Origin of the sequence: Streptomyces sp. NBC_01508 (genome assembly GCF_045040315.1) — a bacterium.
Lineage (GTDB): Bacteria > Actinomycetota > Actinomycetes > Streptomycetales > Streptomycetaceae > Streptomyces.
Window position 1 is genome coordinate 2,102,608 of record NZ_CP109419.1, and the last position, 21,186, is coordinate 2,123,793.

Sequence of the window (21,186 nt, forward strand, 5' to 3'; positions counted from 1 at the left end):
TTCCTCACATCACCCGACGGCGGTTTCACCGCTGAATGAGGGGGGCACATCAGACGTGAGAAGAACCGTTTCGCGGTGGGGGGAAAGAAAGAAGGGACGCCGAAGCGTCCCTTGCATGTTCTCGCGAGAGTGTTTCTCACCTGGCCCCGACGGGGGCTGCTGTCAGGTGAGCGCCGGCTCCGCCTGGGGTACATCGAGGTCGATGCCGTCGAACGGCGAATCGCCATGGTGCTGTGCGGCGGCAGCGCTCAACGCGTCATTCTCGGACTGGATCCGTACAAGCTCGGATTCGAGGTCCTGGACGCGCTGCTGAAGCCGTCGCATCTCGGCGAGGAGTCGCGGGTCAGAACCGCCGACGTAACCGAGAAGCGCCTTTGCCATGATGGATGGGCCTCCACACTGAGTGACCGACCGAAGCGGTGTGGGTCGTGAGGGATTTCCGCACCCGCGCTGCCTGGCAGCGGTTCCGCACTGTGATTCTTACTGCCAAACAGCCAAGGTGCGCGGGGCTTCCAGAGTCTCACCAAAAAGTTTGACGGTCAACACGATCACAGCCCGTCATCGCCGAGCGGCCCAGGGGCGAGCGTCCGCGTACGGTGCGGCGCCGCCTCTCCTGCGGCCCTGGAGGGCGTGGAGATCATCGTTAACGCGGCAGCCTGGCATGAGAGCCGATTCTTGGCAACCATCAGCGGATTCCTGCCGGACGCACGTGCCCGAGGCATACGGGCAGGCCGGACCGTATCTCGGTCGGAGGCGTCCCGGCATACCGCGCCCCGTTCAAGATCGACCAGGAATGATCGGGATCGTCCGGACGACTTCGGGACAGGGCGCCGTCGGTCCCGGTCACCGGATGGCGAAGGTCTCGTATCCACCGCGCGGTGTGCCCCAAATCTCAGTGACTCCGTCAACATGGCCGGGCGTGTCGTCGGAACGGAGCCACTCCAGCAAACGGTGGCAATTGTCACGTGACCCTTCGGCGACGATCTGCACCCTGCCGTCGTCCAGATTGAGGGCGAAGCCCACCAGGTCCCCGATCTCCAAGGCATTTGCCCTGGTGAACCAGCGGAAGCCAACTCCCTGGACGCGACCGCGTACCCAAGCGGTGATCCGTACATCTTCGTTCATGGGTGCAAGCTAATGGGCCAATACCGCAGTGAGTACTTCGCCCCCACCCAGCTTGGCGTACAGTCCCGTCGAAATGAGCCTCACTCGAATGGGTGAAGCGCATTGACGTCATGATCGGTGCGAGAGCAATCACGAGCACCTGAGCACATCGAGGAAGGCGCAGCAGATGGGACGCCATAGTCGCTCGGCCGGCGCACCCGCCGCTGAGGACCACGCGGCCGGTGCGGCAGGTCGGCACCGCGGCCGGGGCGGCGGCCGCAAGAGGGGCATCGGTGTTCCCATACGCACCGGACTGCTCGGCGCGTCCGCCGCGATGGCCATGGGCGCCGTAGCCGTGGCATCCGGGCTGCTGCCCGGCGGCGGGCAGTACACCGTCGGCGGCGGCAAACTCCCGGGCGAGCAGGTCCGCACCGCGGGCGCGCCCGAGCTCCAGCAGCAGGGCGGCTCGACCGCCGAGCCGACCGACGGGGCCTCTACGCCGCCGAGCGGCGGCAGCGACCGGTCGAGCGCGCCGTCGAAGTCCGCCTCGTCGGCGCCGGACAAGCCGTCCGCGTCCACGAGCCCGTCGAAGCCGGCGAAGACGCCCGGGAGTGACCCCACGGGGAGCCGGAGCGAGGAGCCGGGCAGCAGCCCGTCCAGTCGCGCGCCCGCGCCCGAGAAGACCACCGACCGTGTCAAGCCGCCGCAGACTCCGCGTCCCTCCGTCTCGGCCCCGGCCACGGCGGAGGCGGAAGTCCTCGCGCTGGTCAACGAGGAGCGGGCGAAGGCCGGCTGTCAGCCGCTGCGCGCCGACAAGGCCCTTAACGGTCTCGCCGAGGCGTTCAGCAAGGACATGGCGGACCGCGGCTTCTTCGACCACACCGACCCGGACGGCGACACCCCCTGGGACCGCGCCGAGCAGGCGGGCGTCACGAACCTGGGCGGCGAGAACATCGCCCGGGGCCAGGCCGACGCCCAAGCGGTGATGGCCTCCTGGATGGCCAGCGACGGCCACCGCGAGAACATACTGAACTGCGACTACAAGACCATCGGCATCGGCGCGCACTTCGCCGAGGGCGGCCCGTGGTGGACGCAGGACTTCGGCTTCTGAGCCACCGCCCCATCCGTACCTCCGTGTCATCCCCCGCACCCCCCGCACCCGCACGACTGAGCAAGGCCCGCGACGGCGCCACGTCGCGGGCCTTGTCCGTGTCACGGGTACGGGTGCGGGGACGGGGCGGCGTTACGGTGTGACACGGGGCGGGCGTTGGCAGCGTGGGCAGAAGTAGCTCGACCGGTTCATCCAGGGGCGGCGGCGCATGGGGGTGCCGCAGCGGCGGCACGGTTCGCCCTCGCGGCCGTACGCGTCCAGAGACCGGTCGAAGTAGCCCGATTCGCCGTTCACGTTGACGTAGAGGCTGTCGAAGCTGGTGCCGCCGGCCGCGAGCGCGGCGTTCATCACGTCCCGTACGTGGCCCAGCAGTTCGACCGAGCGGGGGCGGGGCAGCGAGGCCGTCGGCCGGTCGTAGTGGAGCTTGGCGCGCCACAGCGCCTCGTCCGCGTAGATGTTGCCGACGCCGCTGATCAGGGACTGGTCGAGCAGCGCGCGCTTGATCGTGGTACGGCGCAGCCGCAGCGCGGTGTGGTAGGCGGCGTCGTCGAACGCCGGGTCGAGCGGGTCGCGTGCGATGTGGGCGATGACGTCGGGCAGCCCGTCGGGGGTGTTCTCGTGCAGCGAGAGTCCGCCGAAGGTGCGCTGGTCGACGAAGCGGAGCTCGGTTCCGAGGTCGTCGTCGAAACGGACCCGGATCCGCAGGTGCTTCTCGTCCGGGGCGGATTCCGGCTGTACGAGGAGCTGGCCGCTCATGCCGAGGTGACCGAGGATCGAGGCGTCCGTGTCGGCGAGCGGCAGCCACAGGTACTTGCCGCGGCGGCGGGCGACGCCGATACGGTGCCCCGTGAGGCGGGCGGCGAAGTCCGCGCCGCCGGCGAGGTGGCGCCGTACGGCGCGGGGGTGCAGCACCTGTGTCTCGGCCACCGTCCGGCCCGCGACCCAGCGTTCGAGTCCGCGCCGTACGACTTCGACCTCGGGCAGCTCGGGCACGGTGCTCCTTCAGGGGGCGGGCCGACCAGCGGCCTCGGAGGCCAACTGGGCGAACACGGGGCGGGAGTTGGGGACAAGAGTTGGACCGACAGGGGGTGGGCGCCCGGGGCGGGCACGAGCTGCGCCCCTCGTGCCGTATCGACACAAGGGGCGCACCGGGAAGGGAACGGAACAAAAGGCAGGTCAGGACTTGGCCACGTCGGGGGATTCCGACGCCGCCACCGACGAGGTGTCGGTGACCTCTTCGACGTCGGCCCCGGCCTCGACCTGCGTCTCGGCCTCGGTCCCGACTTCGACGGCAGCCTTCGCCGCCGCCGCCCGTTCGTCCGCGTCGGCACGGATGGACCGCCACGCGGTCTCCGCCGCCTGCTGTTCCGCTTCCTTCTTGCTGCGGCCGGTGCCGGTGCCGTACGAGACACCACCGACGCGGGCGGCAGCGGTGAAGGTCTTCTCGTGATCCGGGCCGGTCTCCGTGACGAGATACTCGGGTACGCCGAGACTCTCCGCCGCGGTCAGTTCCTGCAGACTGGTCTTCCAGTCCAGACCGGCACCGAGGTTGGAGGACTTCTCGATGAGCGGGTCGAAGAGCCGGTGTACCAGCTCGGACGCCGCGTCGAGGCCCTGATCGAGATAGACCGCGCCGATCACCGCTTCCAGGGTGTCGGCGAGGATGGACGCCTTGTCCCGGCCTCCCGTGCCCTCTTCACCACGGCCGAGCCGGATGAAGGAGCCGAGTTCGAGGCCGCGCCCCACTTGCGCCAGCGCACGCGAATTGACCACCGCGGCCCGCAACTTGGCCAGTTGGCCTTCGGGCAGGTCGGGGTGGATGCGGTACAGCGTGTCGGTGACCACCAGTCCGAGCACCGAATCCCCGAGGAATTCGAGCCGTTCGTTGGTGGGCAGACCGCCGTTCTCATACGCGAACGAGCGATGGGTCAGCGCACGTACCAGAAGGGCGGACTCCAGCTGATAGCCGAGCCGCCCTTCCAGAAGCGTGTGGGACGAGGCTGTGCTGACGTTGTCTGCCTTCTTGGCACTGGACAGTTCAGACATCGAGCCTCTCACCAGCCGCTCAGACCTCGAGGACCTGGCGCTTGTTGTAGGTGCCGCAGCTCGGGCACGCGATGTGCTGGAGCTTCGGCTCCTGGCAACGCTCACACGAAACCAGGGTGGGGACCGCAGCCTTCCACTGCGACCGGCGGTGGCGCGTGTTGCTGCGCGACATCTTCCGCTTCGGAACAGCCACGGCTACTTCTCCTGCTTCTCGTCGGCGCCGGCGTCGGCGCCGCCCATGTTGTCCTTCTCGCCGTCCTTGATGGTTTCGGCGAGTCCTTGCAGTGACGCCCACCGGATGTCGACGGCGTCGTGGTGATGGTCCGGGTTCTCGTCCAGCCTGATTCCGCATTCGGAACACAGGCCGGCGCAGGTCTCCCGGCACACCGGCTGCATCGGCAGTGCGAGCACCACCGCATCGCGCAGCACAGGTTCGAGGTCGAACAGTCCGTCCTCGATGAAGAGCCTGTCCTCGTCGTCCTCGGCGTCGTCGGCCGGTTCCGCCTGCTTGCTGCGGCCCCGGTCGTCGGCGTCAGGGTACGAGAACATCTCCTGGAAGTCCGCTGCCACGTCCTGGCGCACCGGCTCCAGACACCTTACGCACTCCCCCTCGGCGGTCGCACGGGCGGTGCCCGTCACGAGCGCACCCTCCATGACCGATTCGAGGCGGATCCTGAGCTCCACCGGCGCGCCTTCCGGCACTCCGATGACTCCGTCGATGCCGAAGTCCTTGGGCGCCGCCGCGGAGCGGGTCAGCCGCTTGAGCGCGCCGGGACGCCGACCCAGCTCGTGTGTGTCGAACACGAGGGGGTTGCGGTGGTCGAGGCGGGCGTTCAGGGCTGTTCCTGCTTTCGAATCGTGGAGTGGGCCGCCATGTCGCGTACGAGGCGGGCGGCCGGATCGCGGACATCACGCGACCGAAGAGCCAGGATACTTGACCGGCCGCCGTTGGCCCAATCCGGTCGTAAGCGGGCCGTCCGGCGGCGGTACGGCACACCGCGCGGGGCTCGGCGTCAGCGTCCCTGCTCGTACCGGCGCAGCTGCTCCAGGTCGATCATGCTGGTGTCGAACAGACTGGTCTCGTCGAGAGCGGCCTGCGGGTCCTGGGACTGGGCCTGCTGCGGGTGCGGGTGCTGCTGCGGGTGCTGCTGGGGCTGCTGCTGCCCCTGGGCGTCGGGGTGCTGCTGCCAGCCCTGCGCCGCCTGGTCGTAGTTCTGCCCGTAGCCCTGGCTGTAGTTCGGGTCGTAGGCGGCCGGGTCGTAGACCGGCTGCTGGGCCTGCTGGGCCTGCTGGTACGCGTACGGATCCTGCTGCTGGTAGGCGTACGGGTCCTGCTGCTGGTAACCGCCGTAGGCGGGGTCGGCGTACTGCTGCGGGGCCTGCGCCGGGATCGGGATCTGGGCGGGCCGCTCCGGGACCTGGGGCGGGGACTGCGGCTCCAACTGCTGGCGGGCGGGCGCCCCGGCGCCCTGGAGCGACTGCTGCCCCGGCAGCTCGGCGAGACCGGACAGGTAGTCCGCGTCGCTGGTGTGCCCCTGCCGTCCCGCCGCGTCCTGCTCCGCCATGTGCAGGCCCAGGTCGTCGCTGGCGACCCGGCCGTGCAGCTTCTGCCGGCCGCGGCCGACCGCGTCGAGGGTCTTGGAGAGGACGGCCTCGAAGGCGCCGAGCTTGGCGTCGACGTAGTCGTCCGCGCGGCGGATCAGGGTGGCGGGGTCGGCGCTGTGCTCCGGGGCGTCCTCGTCGGCGAACCCCGCTTCGTCGAGCCCCGGGCCGCGGCCGAGCAGCTTCTCGCGGCCACGGTCCACGGAACCGATGGTCTTGTTGAGCACGACCTCGAAGTTCGCGAGCTTGGAGTCGACGTAGTCGTCGGCCTCGGCGCGGATCTCCTCGGCGTCCCTGCGGGCGTCGGCGAGGATGCGGTCCGCCTCTTCCTGGGCGGTGCGGGCGATCACGGTGTCGGAGATCAGTGTGGACCGCTCCGCGTGGGCCGCCTCGACGATGCGCTCCGCCTCCTGGCGGGCCTGCTCGGAGAGCTGCTCGTGGCCGCCGAGGAGCTCCCGCGCCTGGGCGAGGGAGCCGGGCAGGGCCTCCCGTACCTCTTCGAGCAGCGAGAGCAGTTCGCCGCGGTTGACCACGCAGGAGGCCGACATGGGCATGGAACGGGCGTTCCCCACCGCGTCGACGATCTCGTCGAGCTTCTTCTGCACGTCCACCGTGTGCTCGCCACTCTCTACAGCCGGGTTGGAGACGGACGCAACGACTGTACGGCCAGTCGGTGCGCGCCCGACACCGGGTGACGGACCGTCAGTTCCGGACCCGGTGCGCCGCCCCGTGCCCCGCCCCGTCCGTCACCGCTTCTCAAGGCGCTCGGCCAGTGCCTCGTGCACGAGCGGGGGCAGCAGATGAGACACGTCCCCACCCCAGGTCGCCACCTCTTTGACCAGCGAGGAGGAGAGGAAACTGTAGATGGGGTTGGTCGGCACGAAGAGGGTCTCGACACCGGAGAGGCCTATGTTCATCTGGGCCATCTGCAACTCGTAGTCGAAGTCGCTGACCGCCCGAAGGCCCTTGACGATGGCCGGAATGTCGCGCTGTTTGCAGAAGTCGACGAGGAGGCCGTGGAAGGACTCCACCTCGACGTTGCCGAATTCGGCGGTGACCCGGCGGATCAGATCGATCCGCTCCTCGATCGTGAACAGCCCCTTCTTGGACTGGTTGATCATCACAGCGACGTGGACGACGTCGTACAGCTTGGAGGCACGGCCAATGATGTCGAGGTGACCATTGGTGATGGGGTCGAAGGACCCCGGACAGACGGCGCGGCGCAACTGAACTCCCTCGCTCTCCGGTCCGGTCATCGGGCGTCTTCGGGTGCGGCGGCGCGACCGTACCAAAAGGTCCCCTCGCCGTAGCGACGTGCCCGCAACGGTTCGAAGCCCTTCGGCCAGGTGAACTCCCCACCTCTGGTGCTGCGCTCCACGGTGGCGACGGCATCGCCATTGAGCCAGCCCCGCGAACGGAGTGTGAGCAGGATCTCGCGAAGATCGTCATCGGTGACGGCGTACGGCGGGTCCAGGAACACGACGTCGTACGGGACCTCGGGGGCCGGTCCTGTCACGATCTGCTCGGCTTTGCCCGTACGGACTTCGGCGCCCGGTAGTCCGAGGACGCGGACGTTGTCCCGGACGGTACGGGCCGCGCGGCCGTCCGCCTCCACAAGGAGGGTGTGCGCGGCGCCGCGCGAAAGGGCTTCGAGGCCTACGGCGCCGGAGCCGGCGTACAGATCCGCGACGCGCAGGCCGTCGAGGGTGCCGAGCAGCGCCTCCCAAGTGGAGAAGAGACCTTCGCGCGCCCGGTCGGAGGTGGGGCGGGTGCCGTTGCCGGGAGGGACGGCGAGACGGCGTCCGCCGGCGGTACCGGCGATCACGCGGGTCATGGGTGTCGGGTCCTCGGTTCGTGGAGTGCGCGGGGTGCGTGCCTGGGGCGTGCGTGGACGTGTGCGGGCGTCCGTGGACGTGGCTGACGTGGAGTGCCGAGCGGCGGCAGGCGGCACGTGCGCCGTCATCCACGATATGGCGTCCCTCCCGACGCGGCCCGCCGGGAGGGGTCCGGGAGCCTCCCGCCCGGTGGCGCCGGGGCCGCTGAGCGGGGCTGTGCGGCCCGTTCAGCCCTTGTCGAGATACTGCTCCCGCTCCGTGTCCAGCAGGGCGTCCAGCGCCGTACGCAGCTCCGGGAAGGCGTCCAGCTCCGGGTCCGCGGCGACGACGGCCACGGCCTCCTCCCTGGCCGCGGCGATGACGTCCTCGTCCTCGATGACGGCGAGCACCCGCAGCGAGGAACGGACCCCGGACTGGGCCTGGCCGAGGACATCGCCCTCGCGGCGCTGTTCGAGGTCGATACGGGAGAGCTCGAAGCCGTCGAGGGTGGAGGCGACCGCGCCGAGACGGGCACGGGCGGGGCTCGCCTCCGGCATCTCCGAGACCAGCAGGCACAGTCCCGGGGCGGAGCCCCGGCCCACCCGGCCGCGCAGCTGGTGGAGCTGCGAGACGCCGAACCGGTCCGCGTCCATGATCACCATCGCGGTGGCGTTGGGGACGTTGACACCGACCTCGATGACGGTCGTCGCGACCAGGACGTCCACCTCGCCCGCGGCGAAGCGGCGCATCACGTCGTCCTTGTCGTCGGGCTGCATACGGCCGTGCAGCACCTCGATACGGAGGCTGGCCAGCGGCCCGGCGGTGAGCTGCTTCGCGATGTCCAGCACGGCCAGCGGCGGACGCCTGTCCCCGTCGGCCTCGGCCGCCTTCGCCGCGGCCTTCTTCTTCGGCTCGTCCTCACCGTCACCGATCCGGGGACAGACGACGTACGCCTGGTGCCCCTTGCCGACCTCCTCGCGCACCCGCTCCCAGGCGCGCGCCAGGAAGTGCGGCTTGTCCTGGGCCGGCACGACATGGGTGGCGATCGGGGAGCGCCCTGCGGGCAGTTGGTCCAGAACGGACGTCTCCAGGTCACCGAAGACCGTCATCGCGACCGTACGGGGAATGGGCGTCGCCGTCATGACCAGCAGGTGAGGCGGCTGCTTGCCCTTGGAGCGCAGGGCGTCGCGCTGCTCGACGCCGAAGCGGTGCTGCTCGTCCACCACGACCAGACCCAGATCGTGGAACCGCACCTTGTCCTCGATCAGCGCGTGCGTGCCGATCACGATCCCGGCCTCGCCGGTGACCAGGTCGAGCAGCGCGTGCCGCCGCGCCGCCGCGCCCATGGAGCCGGTGAGCAGCACCACCTTGGTGGCGGTCTCGGCGCCGCCCAGCATGCCCCCCTCGGCGAGCCGGCCCATCATCTCGGTCATCGAACGGTGGTGCTGCTGGGCGAGCACCTCGGTCGGCGCGAGCATCGCGGCCTGGCCGCCCGCGTCCACGACGGTGAGCATCGCGCGCAGCGCCACCATCGTCTTGCCGGAGCCGACCTCGCCCTGAAGGAGGCGGTGCATCGGATGCTCGGTCGCCAGATCGTCGAAGATCTCACCCGTGACCTTCAACTGGCCGTCGGTGAGGGTGAAGGGCAGCTTGGCGTCGAAGGCGTCGAGCAGGGCCCCGGCCACCGGTTCGCGCGCCACCGCGGGGAGTTGGGAGTCCGCGTGCCTGCGCCGGGCGAGGGCGACCTGGAGCACGAACGCCTCGTCCCACTTGAGCCGGTCCCTGGCCTCGGCGACATCGGCCTTGGTGTCGGGCCGGTGGATCTTCAACAGCGCTTCGGGGAGCGGTACGAAGCCGCGCCCCTCGCGCAGCGAGGGCGGCAGCGGGTCGACGGCCTCGGTGGCCCTGGGCAGCACGGCGTCGACCGCCTTGGTGATCTTCCAGGACTCCAGTCCCTTGCAGGCCGGGTAGATCGGGATCAGCCTGCCCGCGAAGGCGTCCACGGCCTCGTCGCCGCTGTCCGTACCGAGCGGCACATACGTGGGATGGGCGAGCTGGAGCTTCCGGTTGAACATCGAGACCTTGCCGGCGAACATGCCCCGGCTGCCGGGCAGCAGATCCTTGTGCGGCTTGTGGATCCCCCGGCCGAAGAAGACCAGTTGGAGCCGGCCGCTGCCGTCGGTGAGGGTGATCTCCAGCCGCTGGCCCCGGCCTCCGTTGAACTTCAGGATGCGGGAGTCGGCGACCTGGGCGACGACCGTGACGTCCTCGTCGAGCGGGAGGTCGGCGAGGCGGGTGAGCTGGCCCCGCTCCTCGTACCGCCTCGGGTAGTGGTGCAGCAGATCACCGACCGTGTGCAGATCCAGCTGCTCGGCCATCACCTTCGCGGTGGCGGGGCCGAGCGTCTTCTTGAGTGATTCATCCAGCGCGGACACACGATCCATTGCACACCACATCACTGACATCCGTCGCGCACCTGTGGACAACTCCAGGTCGAAGGCGGGTCAGAGCCGGGCCGACGGACGTGTCCGGGGCCGGTTCAGCGGCTGGTCGCCCGGACCTCGGTGACGGCGGTGAGCAGGACGGCGGAGTCCTCCAGGGCCTCCAGGCCGTGCCGTTCGTGCGGAATCGGGCCCACCTGTCCGGCGATCATGTCCTGGTCCCCGGACTTCTTCGTCAGCCGTACCCGGCCGTGCAGCACCTGAAGGCTGGCCGCCGGGGGCGCGTTGTGCTCGTCGAGGGACGAGCCGGAGGTCAGCGCGATGACCGTCTGCCGCAGTGGTCCGTCGTGCAGGAAGAGATGCGCGCTCCGGCCGTGGGCGCTGGCGCGTGCGTCGTCGAGCTGATGGCGGGCGAGTGCGGTCAGGTCGTCCATCGGTGGGCCTCTCACCTCGGGCGGTGCGCGCGTCTGTCCTGGTGCGCTTACCCACCATCGTCACAGGTACGGCGCCCCGTGCAAGCCGTGGCCACTACGTGGCCACGCGACTACTCCACACCGATCAGCAGCGGCACCGACTGACGGCCCCCGCGGTAGACCACCGTGTCGACGGCCAGGTGTCCGTCCCGTACGTAGCGCTCCAGGCGTTCGGCGAGGCTGTCGGGCACGTCCTGGCCGAGCACAAGGGTGACCAGTTCGCCACCCGCCGACAGCATCCGGTCCAGCACGCTCTCGGCGGTGGCCGCGAGCTCCGTGCCGATCACCGCGACGTCGCCGTCGATCAGCCCCAGCAGATCGCCCGCCTGGCAGATGCCGGCCATGGTCCAGGACTGCCGCTCCGCGACGGCCAGTTCGGCGTAACGAGTGGCGCCGGCGGCCGAGGTCATGGCCACCACGTCCTCGTCGAAGCGGCGGGTCGGCTCGTGCACCGCGAGGGCGGCGATGCCCTGCACGGCCGCCCTGGTGGGGATGAGGGCGACCCGGATGCCTTCGGCGCGGGCCTGTTCGGCGGCGACAGCGGCGGTGTGGCGCAATTCCGCGTCGTTCGGCAGCAGCACCACCTCGTGCGCGTGGGCGCGCCGGATGGCCTCGACCAGTTCGCCGCTCGCCGGGGGCTCCCCGGGGCGCGCGAGCACCGTCGTGGCTCCGGCCTCGGCGCACAGTCCCGCCAGGCCTTCGCCCGGGACCACGGCGACCACGGCGCGCTGCGCCCGCTCCCGCCGGTGCCCGGCGGCGGCGCCGAAGTGCGTGATACGGATCCGGTACGGGCGTCCCGCCTCGACACCGGCCTCCACGGCGGCGCCCGCGTCGTCGACGTGCACGTGCACGTTCCACAGGCCGTCGCCGCCGACCACGACGAGCGAGTCGCCCAGCGCGTCGAGCCGGCGACGGAGCCGGGCAATGCCCGGCTCGTCCGTCTCCAGGAGGTAGATCACCTCGAAGGCGGGGCCGGCGGGGCTGTCGTCGGCGTCGCAGGACTCCACGGCGGCGGGCAGGTCGTGCGGGCGGGCGCCCGGTGCGACGGGGGACGGGGCGTCGCCCGTGACGGCCTCCACGAGTGCGGCCAGGACGGCGAGCAGGCCCCGTCCACCGGCGTCGACGACCCCGGCGCGGCCGAGGACGGCGAGCTGACCGGGTGTCGCGTCGAGCGCGACGCGGGCCCCGGCGTAGGCGGCGTGGACGGCCGCCCCGCTGCCGTACGCCGCACCGTCGCCGCCCGGACCGCCCGCACCGCCCGGAGCGCCCTCGCCACCCGCGCCGCCGGACGTCGTGCGCGTCGCGGCGTCCGCCGCCGCGGAGGCCACCGTGAGGATCGTGCCCTCGACCGGATGCGCGACGGCCTCGCGCGCCAGCTGGGCGGCCCGGCGCAGCGCCCTGGCCAGGTGGTCCCCGCCGCCTTCCGCCGCCCCGTCGGCGCCGATCCCGGTCCCGGTCCCCGCCCCGCCCGCGTCCCCGCCTGAGGCCGCGTCCTCGCCGAGCACCTCGGCCATGCCTCGCAGCAACTGCGCCAGGATCGTCCCGGAGTTCCCGCGGGCGCCGATCAACGCCCCGTGCGCCATGGCCCGTACGGCGTCGGGCAGGTCCGGTACGGACGTCCCCGTCGCGTGCGCGTCGAAGACGGCCTCGACCGCTTGCACGGCGGACTCCACCGTCAGATAGAGGTTGGTGCCGGTGTCCCCGTCGGCGACCGGATAGACGTTGATCGCGTCGATCTCCTCACGGTCCCGGCCCAGGGCGTCCAGCGCCAGCGAGCACCAGGTACGCACCGCTGCGGCGTCGAGGGTCTGCGGCACCTGAGGATCCTCCTTGGCGGCCTGGGGCTGCGAACTGCACCGCAGGGTAGTCCGCCCGCACCGTAGTGGCAGGTGGGAGAGGGGGCGGGACGGGGGCGGGTCCAGCCATGGTAGTTTCGTTCAACCGGATCGGGCGTTGTATGCTCCTCCGGTTGCCCGGCGAAAGTCGGGCCTTCTCCCCCGGCGCAGCCGACATCAGTCAATGATTCTGTCGCGCCGGAATTCACCGTAAGTGCATCTGAAGTCTTTGGAGTGACCCGTGGCTGCCAACTGCGACGTCTGCGGCAAGGGGCCGGGCTTCGGCAACAACATTTCGCACTCGCACCGCCGTACGTCCCGTCGCTGGAACCCGAACATCCAGCGCGTGCGTGCCGTGGTCGGTCGGACGCCGAAGCGGCTCAACGTCTGCACATCGTGCATCAAGGCCGGCAAGGTCTCGCGCTGACGTTCTCGTCGTAGCGCAGCCCCTGCGGTTGCCTTGAAAGCCGGTCCACCTCGGTGGACCGGCTTTTTGTCGTGCCCCGCGCCGGGTCTCCCCCGTGCCCAACTGCCGCACCGTGTTCCCGCAGTTGACCACCGGCCGACCGCGTCAGGCACCGGCAACAAGCAACAACGCCAAGCAACAACGTCAGGCGTCAGGCCTCAACGGAAGCGCCAGCCGTGGTCCACGGGGCCGATCCCGCTGCCCAGCGGGAAGCCGGTGGCGATCGCGCCCGTCACGTACTCCTTCGCGGCGACGACGGCCTCCAGGACCCCCTGCCCCGTCCCCAGCCCCGCCGCGATCGCCGAGGCGAGCGTGCAGCCGGTCCCGTGCGTGTGCCGGTTGTCGTGGCGCGGTGCGCGCAGCCAGTGCTCCTCATCGCCGTCCGTCAGCAGATCCACGGCGTCCCCCGGCAGATGCCCGCCCTTGATCAGCACCCAGCGCGGCCCGAAGGCGAGTACGGCAGTCGCGGCACGCCGCATCCCCGCCTCGTCCCCCACCTCCACGCCGGTCAGCTGGGTCACCTCGTCGAGGTTGGGGGTGGCGACGGTCGCCGTCGGCAGCAGCCGCTTCCGTACGGAATCCAGCGCCGAGGCCGCGAGCAGCGGGTCCCCGTGCTTGGAGACCCCGACCGGATCGACCACCACGGGGGCGTCGGTCCCTGCGAGGAGTTCGGCGACGGCCTCCACCAGCGGCGCCGACGAGAGCATGCCGGTCTTCACCGCCTGGACGCCGATGTCGTCCACGACGCTGCGGTACTGGGCCCGTACCGCAGCCACGGGCAGCTCCCAAGCGCCCTGCACGCCGCGCGAGTTCTGCGCGGTGACGGCCGTGAGCACGCTCATGCCGTGCACGCCGAACGCCAGCATGGTCTTGAGGTCCGCCTGGATGCCCGCACCGCCGCCGGAGTCGGACCCGGCGACGGTGAGAACACGGGCCGGCACGCCGGCAGGCCCTGATGACGCGGCGGACTCGGCGGACGCGGGGGGTATGGCCATGCCTCGAATCTACTGGCCCGCCGGGCAGGCGCCTACGTCGTGTCCCCGAAGTGGTCCCAGCCGCCCTTGCTCGTCCACGGCGCCCCGTCGACCGTCACCTGCGGCAGCGCCGACGGGTTGAGGACCTCGCCGATCACCTTCCATCGGGCGGGCAGCTTGGCGTCCGGCGGGAACGTCGCGACGATCGCGTGGTCCTCTCCCCCGGTCAGCACCCACTGGAGCGGATCCACGCCCACCGCCTGCCCGATGTCGTTCATCTGCGACGGAATGTCGATGAGCCCCGAGCGCAGATCGATACGGACCTTGCTGGCGTCGGCGATGTGCCCGAGATCGGCGACGAGACCGTCGCTCACGTCCGTCATCGCCGTGGCACCGAGCCCCGCCGCCGCCGGCCCGGCGTGGTACGGCGGTTCGGGCCGCCGGTGCGCCTCGACGAAGGCACGCGGTGACCGGAATCCCCGCGACAGCACCGCGTGTCCGGCCGCCGACCAGCCCAACCAGCCGGTGTACGCGACGAGATCGCCCGGCTTCGCGCCCGATCTCGTCACCGGCTCGTGGTTGCGCAGATCGCCGAGCGCGGTGATCGCGAGGGTGATCGTCTCGCCCCGTACGACGTCGCCGCCGACCACCGCCGCGCCCGCGACCTGGCACTCGTCACGGATGCCGTCCATCAGTTCGGTGGGCCAGGTGACCGGGAGTTCGGCCGGGACGACCAGGCCGAGCAGCAGCGCGGTCGGAACCGCCCCCATCGCCGCGATGTCGGCGAGGTTCTGTGCGGCGGCCTTCCTTCCCACGTCGTACGCGGTCGACCAGTCGCGGCGGAAGTGCCGCCCCTCAAGGAGGATGTCCGTACTCGCCACGACCCTGCGGTCGGGTGCGGCCACCACCGCGGCGTCGTCGCCCGGCCCGAGCCGGACCGCCGGGGTGGTGGTGAGCCGGGAAGTGAGCTCCCTGATGAGTCCGAACTCCCCCAACTCGCCCACGGTGCCCTTCACCGAGTCCCACCTCTCGTCGTGCGGCCGGCAGATCCGGCCAACCTGCTTGTCCGGCCGGGGTTCCGGCCCCCTGCGTCGGCTGCGCGCCCGCGGTCGCGAACCGTTCACCGCCCGCGGCGGCGTCGACGCGTACGTCAACCTCACCGCCCGGTACGTCACGCCGCCGGTGCCGCCGTCCGCGCGGGTCTCCCCGCGGCACTGGGTGACGCGATACCGTGGCGTCCCTTCTCCCCACAAGATCCTCGTGGCCGCCCTGGAGGTTCCGTGGTACAGGCGTACATCCTTATTCAGACCGAGGTGGGCAAGGCGACGACCGTCGCCGAGACCATCGCGAAGATCCCTGGAGTGATACAGGCCGAGGATGTCACCGGCCCCTACGACGTGATCGTGCGTGCCCAGTCCGACACCGTGGACGACCTCGGCCGCATGGTGGTCGCCAAAGTCCAGCAAGTGGACGGCATCACCCGCACCCTGACCTGCCCGGTCGTGCACCTGTAGCCCCCGTCTACGCTTGGCCGGTGACCTTTCCGATGCGCAGGCTATCCGGCCCCCGATTCGCCCGCCTGCCCGCCGTCCTGGTGCTCGCGCTCGCCGTGACAGTCGGCTGCTCCTCCACGGACGCCCCGGCCACAGTCCCGGTTCCCGGCCCGCCGGCGGACGAGGCGGCGTTCTGCCACGCGCTGGACAAGGAGCTGCCGAAGACCGTCGCGGGGCACGACCGGAGTGATCCGGAGCCGGGTTCCGAACTGACCGCCGGGTGGGGGGACGCCGCGATCGTACTGCGCTGCGGCATCCCCCGGCCCGAGCGGATGAGTGACCCCCAGGCCGAGGGCGTGGACGTCGACGGCGTCAACTGGATGCTGGAGGAACGGGATTCGGGGCCGCGGTTCACCACCACGTACCGCAAGACGTACGTCGAGGTCACGCTGGACGAGCGGTACCTGCACGACATCAGTCCGCTGTCGGACCTCGCGGCACCGGTCGCCGACACGGTGCCGTCCAGCCTCTGAGGTCCCAAGGACGCCGTACGGACCGTGCGCGTCGCCCCTCAGCGCAGTCCGGTCGGTCGGCGCAGTGCCGCCTTGATCAGCCGGTCGATCAGCTCCGGGTAGCTGACGCCGCTCTCCTGCCACATCCGCGGGTACATCGAGATCGGCGTGAAGCCCGGCATGGTGTTGATCTCGTTGATGACGAAACCACCGTCCTCCGTAAGGAAGAAGTCCGCGCGGACCAGTCCCTCGCAGGACACGGCGTCGAACGCCTCGACGGCGAGCCGCTGGACCTCGGCCGTCTGCTCCTCGGTAAGAGGCGCGGGCACCAGGCCCGTGGCGGCGTCGATGTACTTCGCCTCGAAGTCGTAGAACTCGTGCGACGTGACGGGCGGGATCTCGGCGGGCACGCTCGCACGCGGCCCGTCCTCGAACTCCAGCACCCCGCACTCGATCTCCCGGCCGCGCAGCAGCGACTCGACCAGGATCTTCGGGTCGTGGCGCTGCGCCTCCTCGATCGCGTCCTCCAGCCCTTCCAGGGCGTCCACCTTGGTGATGCCCATGGAGGATCCGGCGCGTGCGGGCTTCACGAAGACCGGCCAGCCGTGCTCGGCGGCGAAGTCCACGATCTTCCTGCGGGCGCCGGAGGGGTCCAGCTGCCACTCGCGCGGGCGGATCACCTCGTACGGCCCGACGGGCAGCCCGTACGAGAGGAACACCCGCTTCATGTACTCCTTGTCCTGGCCGACGGCCGACGCCAGGACGCCCGCGCCGACGTACGGGACGCCGGAGAGCTCCAACAGGCCCTGGAGGGTGCCGTCCTCGCCGTACGGGCCGTGCAGCACCGGGAAGACGACGTCGACGTCGCCCAGCGCCTTGGGCACGGAGCCCTGCTCGCTGTAGACGACTTCGCGGTTGCCGGGGTCGACGGAGAGGACGACGGCGCCGTCCGTGGACTCGGCCAGATCCTCGACGCTCGGCAACCGGCGGTCGGCGATGCCCATGCGGTCCGGTTCGTCGGCGGTGAGCGCCCAGCGTCCGTCCGTGGTGATGCCGATGGGCAGCACGTCGTACTTCGTACGGTCGATGGCCCGCAGTACGGCGCCGGCCGTGACCACCGAGATGGCGTGCTCGGAACTTCGGCCGCCGAATACGACCGCCACACGCGGCTTGCGGAGCTGCTGCTCAGGGCTCTGGGGGAGGTTCTCGCTGCTCATATCGCGATGAGGTTACCCGCTGACCGCCGCGGAGTCAGCGGCGTTCGGGCTTGGCGCTGCGCGCCATCAGCTCCTTCACGGCGACGAGCGGGGGCTTCCCCTCGTGGACGATGCTCACGACCGTTTCGGTGATGGGCATGTCGACGCCGTGCCGCTGGGCCAGATCCAGCACGGACTGGCAGGACTTGACGCCCTCCGCGGTCTGCGTGCTCGCCGCGATCGTCTGCTCCAGCGTCATGCCGCGTCCGAGGTTCGTACCGAAGGTGTGGTTGCGCGACAGCGGCGAGGAACAGGTCGCGATCAGATCGCCCATTCCGGCGAGGCCGGAGAAGGTGTGCGGGTCGGCGCCCATCGCCAGCCCCAGGCGGGTGGTTTCGGCGAGGCCCCGGGTCATCAGCGACGCCTTGGTGTTGTCGCCGAGTCCCATGCCGTCGGCGATGCCGACGGCGAGCCCGATGACGTTCTTGACGGCGCCGCCGAGTTCGCAGCCGACCACGTCGGTGTTCGTGTACGGGCGGAAGTACGGCGTGTGGCAGGCCGCCTGGAGCCGGTTGGCCACCGCCTCGTCGGTGCACGCCACGACGGCGGCGGCGGGCTGCCTGGCGGCGATCTCGCCGGCCAGGTTGGGGCCGGTGAGAACGGCGACCCGGTCGGCGGACGCCTTGGCCACCTCGCCGATCACCTCGCTCATGCGCTTCGTGGTGCCGAGTTCGACGCCCTTCATCAGGGAGACGAGAACGGTGTCCGGGGGCAGCAGCGAGGCCCATTCGGCGAGATTGGCGCGCAGAGTCTGCGAGGGGATGGTGATGACGGTGAACTCGGCGTCCCTGGCGGCCTCCGCCGGGTCGGTGGTCGCCCGTACCGAGGAGGGCAGTTCGACGCCCGGCAGATAGTCCGGGTTGGTGCGGGTGTTGTTGACCGCGTCGACGACCTCGGGGCGGCGGGCCCAGAGAGTCACCTCACATCCCGCGTCGGCGAGAATCATGGCGAACGCCGTTCCCCACGATCCCGTCCCGAAGACCGCGACGCGCGTCACTTCAACCCCTCTTCCGCGGCCTTGCGCCGCTTCGCTTCCAGAACCTTGCGGTGGTCGTACGGTGCGGCGGGTACCGGTTCGCCGCGTACCTCGGCGAGCAGTTCGGTGATGGCGGCCATGATGACCTCGGTGACCTCGCGCAGGAGTTCGGGCGTCGGTTCCTTCCCGTAGAAACGGGAGAGGTCGATCGCCGGGCCTGCCTGCACCCGCAGGGTCTTGCGCGGAAAGAGGCGGACCTTGTTCTCCTTGGCGTACGGCGGTATCGCCAGATTGGCGCCCCACTGTGCGACGGGAATGACCGGCGCCTCCGTAAGGAGGGCGACGCGTGCCGCACCGGTCTTGCCGGTCATCGGCCACATGTCGGGGTCGCGGGTGAGGGTGCCCTCGGGATAGAACGCGACGCATTCCCCGCGGTGGATGGCGTCCACGGCGGCCCGGAATGCGTCCAGGGCGTTGGAACTCTCGCGATAGACGGGAATCTGTCCGGTGCCGCGCAGCATCATGCCGACGAAAGGCACGTCGAAGAGCGCGGCCTTCGCGAGCAGTCGCGGCACCCGGCCGCTGTTGTACTGGAAGTGTCCGTAGGAGAGAGGGTCCAGAGCCGAGTTGTGGTTCACGGCGGTAAGGAATCCGCCGTCGGCCGGAATGTGTTCCATTCCCCGCCAGTCCCGCTTGAACAGAACGATCAACGGCGGTTTCGCGATGACCGCTGCCAGGCGGTACCAGAAGCCGATTCTGGGGCGGGACACTCGGACACCTTTCTCTGTGGCCTGGCTTGGGCCGGCCCTGGCTGCTGGGGGTCAAGTGTCGCCCCAGGCCTCTGCTCTGTCGAGAACACCGTACGCCCCGGCCCGCGGACCGGGCCTGCGGGCTCAGTTCGCCATTCCCGGGGCCCTGGTGGCCCCTGTACCGCACCGCGCGGCGCGATCGGGCCACAATAGAGGGCCGAACGCGTAAGGACGGAGAGCCCGCCACGAACACCGACCCGACCGCCGCCTGGTCCCTGGTCGTCCCGCTCAAGCCGCTCGTGGTGGCCAAGAGCAGGCTCGCCAGGTCGACGGGCGATCTGCTGCGGCCCCAGTTGGCGCTGGCGTTCGCCCAGGACACCGTGGCCGCGGCGCTGGCCTGCCCCGTCGTACGCGACGTGGTGGTCGTCACCGACGATCCGCTGGCCGCGGCCGAACTGGCGGCGCTGGGCGCGCGCACCGTCCCCGACAGTCCGGCGGCCGGGCTCAACGCCGCGCTGGCGCACGGCGCGCGGGCGGTCAGGGCCGGCAGGCCGCGGGCCGACATCGCGGCGCTCAACGCCGATCTGCCGGCGCTGCGGCCGGCCGAGCTGGCGCGGGTGCTCACGGCCGCCGGGGCTTTCCCGCGCGCATTTCTCGCGGACGCCGCCGAAATCGGTACGACTTTGCTGGCCGCGCGGGCCGGGTCGGAATTGAATCCGGCATTCGGCGGCGCTTCGCGGGACCGGCATTTGTCCACGGGTGCCAGGGAAATTGTCCTGACCGGCGTGGATTCCGTACGGCGGGATGTCGATACGGGCGAGGATCTGCTGGCCGCCGCGGTCCTGGGGCTCGGCCCGCACACGGCGCGACGTCACGCGGCCCCCCGCCCGGTGTCCGGCCCGGTCTGCGGGGCGCGGCCGGGATGCTGACCGATACGCTGGCGGGCATGCAGGCGACCGCGTACACCTTCGTGTCCGAGACCCGCAGCGGCAGTGTGCTGCTCGACGACGGGACCCCGGTGGACTTCGACGCCGCCGCGTTCGACGCGGGCGGTCTGCGGCTGCTCCGGCCCGGCCAGCGGGTCCGTATCGAACGCGCGGGCGGGAACAGCGGGAACATCACACTGGTGACGCTCCAGACGTTCTGAGGGCCGTCACAGCCGTCCCAACGCCGCGGGCCGGGCTCCCCGAGGGGAGCCCGGCCCGGCGCGTGAGTGGCCCTACGGCCTTGTGCCGCTTACTTGTTCCTCGCGGTGGTCTTCTTGGCGGTGGTCTTGCGCGACGCCACCTTGCGGGCGGGCGCCTTCTTGGCGGTCGCCTTCTTGGCCGGGGCGGTCTTCTTCGCCGTGGCCTTCTTGGCCGTGCTCGCCTTCTTGGCCGTGGACTTCTTGGCGGCCGTGGTCTTCTTCGTGGCCGTCTTCTTGGCGGTGGCCGAGGTCTTCTTGGCCGTCGCCCTCTTGGCGGTGCCCGCGACCGCGGTCTTCCTGGCGGCGGTCTTCTTCGCCGTGGCCTTCTTGGCGGTGGCCTTCTTGGCCGCGGCCTTGGCGGTCGTACGGGTGGAAGAACCGCCCGACAGGCTGCCCTTGGGGGCCTTCTTGACGGCCACGTCGTTCTTGGGAAGCTTCTTCGAGCCGCTCACCAGGTCCTTGAAGCCCTGTCCCGCGCGGAAGCGCGGTACCGACGTCTTCTTGACCCGGACCCGCTCACCCGTCTGCGGGTTACGGGCGTAACGGGCCGGACGGTCGACCTTCTCGAACGAACCGAAGCCGGTGACGGAGACCCGCTCACCCGCGACGACGGCGCGGACAACAGCGTCCAGTACCGCGTCGACCGCGTCGGCCGCCTGCTGGCGACCTCCGACCTTGTCCGCAATTGCTTCTACGAGCTGCGCCTTGTTCACGTCTTCCCCTTCGAGACATTGCCAGAACGAAAGTGTTCAAGCTTTTCCGCACGTTAGGCAGATATATACCGCAAATCAAACACGAAACGGGCTAATCACCCTAGTGCCGCAACGAAGTCGACCCCGCGGAGTTCCGCGGCTTCAGCCGTCTTCCGGGAATCGGCCCTCGTCGAGGTCCTTCATGAAGCGGTCCAGACGACGGGCCGCGCCTAAGAGGTCGTGTTTGGCCGCGGCCGTGATGACCAGCAGCTTCCGGGTCAGCGCCATCCGTACGCCCTCCGGGACTTGCAGTGCGCGCACCCTTGTGTGCGCTTCCTTGAGCCGGTCCGCGACCACTCCGTAAAGCTCGAGTTGGCTGTCGCGTTCCATGCACCGATTGTGCCATCTGGGGCGAGTTGTCGCCCGGCGGGGTCTCAACAAGGCACTGCGCCCCCT

At 70.5% G+C, this 21,186-nt stretch carries 25 protein-coding genes; 6 read left to right on the forward strand and 19 right to left on the reverse strand.

What is annotated here, in order from left to right:
* Positions 1-162 precede the first annotated feature (162 nt).
* Together OG700_RS09415 and OG700_RS09420 are read right to left on the reverse strand one after the other, a co-directional pair.
* Positions 163-381, reverse strand: coding sequence for a hypothetical protein (locus tag OG700_RS09415; protein WP_023538382.1), 219 nt, complete (start codon positions 379-381; stop codon positions 163-165).
* 462 nt (positions 382-843) lie between these two features.
* Positions 844-1,125 carry an acylphosphatase gene (locus tag OG700_RS09420; protein ID WP_405611753.1) on the reverse strand — a complete coding sequence of 94 codons (282 nt, stop codon included), beginning with the start codon at positions 1,123-1,125 and terminating at the stop codon, positions 844-846.
* A gap of 166 nt (positions 1,126-1,291) precedes the next feature.
* On the opposite strand from OG700_RS09420, the gene OG700_RS09425 reads away from it, so the two are divergent.
* On the forward strand, positions 1,292-2,215 hold the full coding sequence (locus tag OG700_RS09425) for a CAP domain-containing protein (RefSeq protein WP_405611755.1): 924 nt from the start codon (positions 1,292-1,294) through the stop codon (positions 2,213-2,215).
* A gap of 132 nt (positions 2,216-2,347) precedes the next feature.
* On the opposite strand, the gene mutM is transcribed toward OG700_RS09425, so the two are convergent.
* The 10 genes from mutM to OG700_RS09475 form a co-directional block, all read right to left on the reverse strand.
* Positions 2,348-3,208, reverse strand: coding sequence for a bifunctional DNA-formamidopyrimidine glycosylase/DNA-(apurinic or apyrimidinic site) lyase (gene mutM, locus OG700_RS09430; protein ID WP_405611757.1), 861 nt, complete (start codon positions 3,206-3,208; stop codon positions 2,348-2,350).
* Positions 3,209-3,391: 183 nt separating this feature from the next.
* On the reverse strand, positions 3,392-4,261 hold the full coding sequence (gene rnc, locus OG700_RS09435; RefSeq protein WP_405611759.1) for a ribonuclease III: 870 nt from the start codon (positions 4,259-4,261) through the stop codon (positions 3,392-3,394).
* A gap of 19 nt (positions 4,262-4,280) precedes the next feature.
* Positions 4,281-4,454, reverse strand: coding sequence for a 50S ribosomal protein L32 (rpmF, locus tag OG700_RS09440; protein ID WP_003965982.1), 174 nt, complete (start codon positions 4,452-4,454; stop codon positions 4,281-4,283).
* Between the two features lie 2 nt (positions 4,455-4,456).
* Positions 4,457-5,065 (reverse strand): YceD family protein, encoded by a 609-nt coding sequence (locus tag OG700_RS09445; protein WP_383640589.1) that lies wholly within the window; start codon positions 5,063-5,065, stop codon positions 4,457-4,459.
* A 209-nt stretch (positions 5,066-5,274) separates the two neighbouring features.
* Entirely contained in the window at positions 5,275-6,474 is a 1,200-nt protein-coding gene (locus OG700_RS09450) for a cell division initiation protein (RefSeq protein WP_405611762.1), read from the reverse strand.
* A 135-nt stretch (positions 6,475-6,609) separates the two neighbouring features.
* Complete coding sequence (gene coaD, locus OG700_RS09455; RefSeq protein ID WP_405621549.1) at positions 6,610-7,089, reverse strand: pantetheine-phosphate adenylyltransferase; 480 nt, start codon at positions 7,087-7,089, stop codon at positions 6,610-6,612.
* 26 nt (positions 7,090-7,115) lie between these two features.
* Complete coding sequence (gene rsmD, locus OG700_RS09460) at positions 7,116-7,697, reverse strand: 16S rRNA (guanine(966)-N(2))-methyltransferase RsmD (RefSeq protein ID WP_405611764.1); 582 nt, start codon at positions 7,695-7,697, stop codon at positions 7,116-7,118.
* A 228-nt stretch (positions 7,698-7,925) separates the two neighbouring features.
* Positions 7,926-10,121: an ATP-dependent DNA helicase RecG gene (gene recG, locus OG700_RS09465; protein ID WP_405611766.1), complete on the reverse strand. Its 2,196-nt coding sequence runs from the start codon at positions 10,119-10,121 to the stop codon at positions 7,926-7,928.
* 95 nt (positions 10,122-10,216) lie between these two features.
* Positions 10,217-10,552 carry a cupin gene (locus OG700_RS09470; protein ID WP_405611768.1) on the reverse strand — a complete coding sequence of 112 codons (336 nt, stop codon included), beginning with the start codon at positions 10,550-10,552 and terminating at the stop codon, positions 10,217-10,219.
* Positions 10,553-10,662: 110 nt separating this feature from the next.
* Positions 10,663-12,408, reverse strand: coding sequence for a DAK2 domain-containing protein (locus OG700_RS09475; RefSeq protein ID WP_405611770.1), 1,746 nt, complete (start codon positions 12,406-12,408; stop codon positions 10,663-10,665).
* A 259-nt stretch (positions 12,409-12,667) separates the two neighbouring features.
* On the opposite strand from OG700_RS09475, the gene rpmB reads away from it, so the two are divergent.
* Complete coding sequence (gene rpmB / locus OG700_RS09480; protein WP_003957616.1) at positions 12,668-12,853, forward strand: 50S ribosomal protein L28; 186 nt, start codon at positions 12,668-12,670, stop codon at positions 12,851-12,853.
* Positions 12,854-13,050: 197 nt separating this feature from the next.
* Here the strand turns inward: rpmB and thiD are convergent, their stop codons facing one another.
* Both thiD and OG700_RS09490 read right to left on the reverse strand, forming a co-directional pair.
* On the reverse strand, positions 13,051-13,887 hold the full coding sequence (gene thiD, locus OG700_RS09485) for a bifunctional hydroxymethylpyrimidine kinase/phosphomethylpyrimidine kinase (RefSeq protein WP_405611772.1): 837 nt from the start codon (positions 13,885-13,887) through the stop codon (positions 13,051-13,053).
* Between the two features lie 32 nt (positions 13,888-13,919).
* Entirely contained in the window at positions 13,920-14,882 is a 963-nt protein-coding gene (locus OG700_RS09490; RefSeq protein ID WP_405611774.1) for a thiamine-phosphate kinase, read from the reverse strand.
* A 264-nt stretch (positions 14,883-15,146) separates the two neighbouring features.
* Here OG700_RS09490 and OG700_RS09495 point away from each other — a divergent pair, with 264 nt between their 5' ends.
* Both OG700_RS09495 and OG700_RS09500 read left to right on the forward strand, forming a co-directional pair.
* Complete coding sequence (locus OG700_RS09495) at positions 15,147-15,380, forward strand: Lrp/AsnC ligand binding domain-containing protein (protein ID WP_354607567.1); 234 nt, start codon at positions 15,147-15,149, stop codon at positions 15,378-15,380.
* Between the two features lie 32 nt (positions 15,381-15,412).
* Entirely contained in the window at positions 15,413-15,892 is a 480-nt protein-coding gene (locus OG700_RS09500) for a DUF3515 domain-containing protein (RefSeq protein WP_405621552.1), read from the forward strand.
* A gap of 38 nt (positions 15,893-15,930) precedes the next feature.
* Here OG700_RS09500 and OG700_RS09505 read toward each other — a convergent pair whose 3' ends face one another.
* The 3 genes from OG700_RS09505 to OG700_RS09515 are packed head-to-tail and all read right to left on the reverse strand — an operon-like array spanning position 15,931 to position 18,873.
* Positions 15,931-17,088, reverse strand: coding sequence for a D-alanine--D-alanine ligase family protein (locus OG700_RS09505; RefSeq protein ID WP_405611776.1), 1,158 nt, complete (start codon positions 17,086-17,088; stop codon positions 15,931-15,933).
* 34 nt (positions 17,089-17,122) lie between these two features.
* The gene (locus OG700_RS09510) at positions 17,123-18,124 is read right to left on the reverse strand and encodes an NAD(P)H-dependent glycerol-3-phosphate dehydrogenase (protein WP_405611778.1); all 1,002 of its coding nucleotides are present in this window, start codon (positions 18,122-18,124) and stop codon (positions 17,123-17,125) included.
* Positions 18,121-18,873: a lysophospholipid acyltransferase family protein gene (locus OG700_RS09515; RefSeq protein WP_405611780.1), complete on the reverse strand. Its 753-nt coding sequence runs from the start codon at positions 18,871-18,873 to the stop codon at positions 18,121-18,123. Before OG700_RS09515 ends, OG700_RS09510 begins: the two co-directional genes overlap by 4 nt.
* 188 nt (positions 18,874-19,061) lie before the next feature.
* On the opposite strand from OG700_RS09515, the gene cofC reads away from it, so the two are divergent.
* A complete protein-coding gene (gene cofC, locus OG700_RS09520) occupies positions 19,062-19,781 on the forward strand; it encodes a 2-phospho-L-lactate guanylyltransferase (protein ID WP_405621555.1) in 720 nt (239 codons plus the stop codon).
* Positions 19,782-19,798: 17 nt separating this feature from the next.
* Complete coding sequence (locus OG700_RS09525; RefSeq protein ID WP_405611782.1) at positions 19,799-19,999, forward strand: hypothetical protein; 201 nt, start codon at positions 19,799-19,801, stop codon at positions 19,997-19,999.
* Positions 20,000-20,088: 89 nt separating this feature from the next.
* Here the strand turns inward: OG700_RS09525 and OG700_RS09530 are convergent, their stop codons facing one another.
* Together OG700_RS09530 and OG700_RS09535 are read right to left on the reverse strand one after the other, a co-directional pair.
* Entirely contained in the window at positions 20,089-20,751 is a 663-nt protein-coding gene (locus OG700_RS09530) for an HU family DNA-binding protein (protein WP_405611784.1), read from the reverse strand.
* A gap of 141 nt (positions 20,752-20,892) precedes the next feature.
* Positions 20,893-21,120, reverse strand: coding sequence for a hypothetical protein (locus tag OG700_RS09535; RefSeq protein ID WP_405611786.1), 228 nt, complete (start codon positions 21,118-21,120; stop codon positions 20,893-20,895).
* Positions 21,121-21,186 lie beyond the last annotated feature (66 nt).

What these genes read in the sequence shown, in the direction of transcription:
- OG700_RS09415 (WP_023538382.1), bottom strand. Translation starts at nt 381, where the DNA reads ATGGCAAAGGCGCTTCTCGGTTACGTCGGCGGTTCTGACCCGCGACTC.
- OG700_RS09420 (WP_405611753.1), bottom strand. Translation starts at nt 1,125, where the DNA reads ATGAACGAAGATGTACGGATCACCGCTTGGGTACGCGGTCGCGTCCAG.
- OG700_RS09425 (WP_405611755.1), top strand. Translation starts at nt 1,292, where the DNA reads ATGGGACGCCATAGTCGCTCGGCCGGCGCACCCGCCGCTGAGGACCAC.
- rnc (WP_405611759.1), bottom strand. Translation starts at nt 4,261, where the DNA reads ATGTCTGAACTGTCCAGTGCCAAGAAGGCAGACAACGTCAGCACAGCC.
- rsmD (WP_405611764.1), bottom strand. Translation starts at nt 7,697, where the DNA reads ATGACCCGCGTGATCGCCGGTACCGCCGGCGGACGCCGTCTCGCCGTC.
- recG (WP_405611766.1), bottom strand. Translation starts at nt 10,121, where the DNA reads ATGGATCGTGTGTCCGCGCTGGATGAATCACTCAAGAAGACGCTCGGC.
- OG700_RS09470 (WP_405611768.1), bottom strand. Translation starts at nt 10,552, where the DNA reads ATGGACGACCTGACCGCACTCGCCCGCCATCAGCTCGACGACGCACGC.
- thiD (WP_405611772.1), bottom strand. Translation starts at nt 13,887, where the DNA reads ATGGCCATACCCCCCGCGTCCGCCGAGTCCGCCGCGTCATCAGGGCCT.
- OG700_RS09500 (WP_405621552.1), top strand. Translation starts at nt 15,413, where the DNA reads ATGCGCAGGCTATCCGGCCCCCGATTCGCCCGCCTGCCCGCCGTCCTG.
- OG700_RS09505 (WP_405611776.1), bottom strand. Translation starts at nt 17,088, where the DNA reads ATGAGCAGCGAGAACCTCCCCCAGAGCCCTGAGCAGCAGCTCCGCAAG.
- OG700_RS09525 (WP_405611782.1), top strand. Translation starts at nt 19,799, where the DNA reads ATGCAGGCGACCGCGTACACCTTCGTGTCCGAGACCCGCAGCGGCAGT.
- OG700_RS09535 (WP_405611786.1), bottom strand. Translation starts at nt 21,120, where the DNA reads ATGGAACGCGACAGCCAACTCGAGCTTTACGGAGTGGTCGCGGACCGG.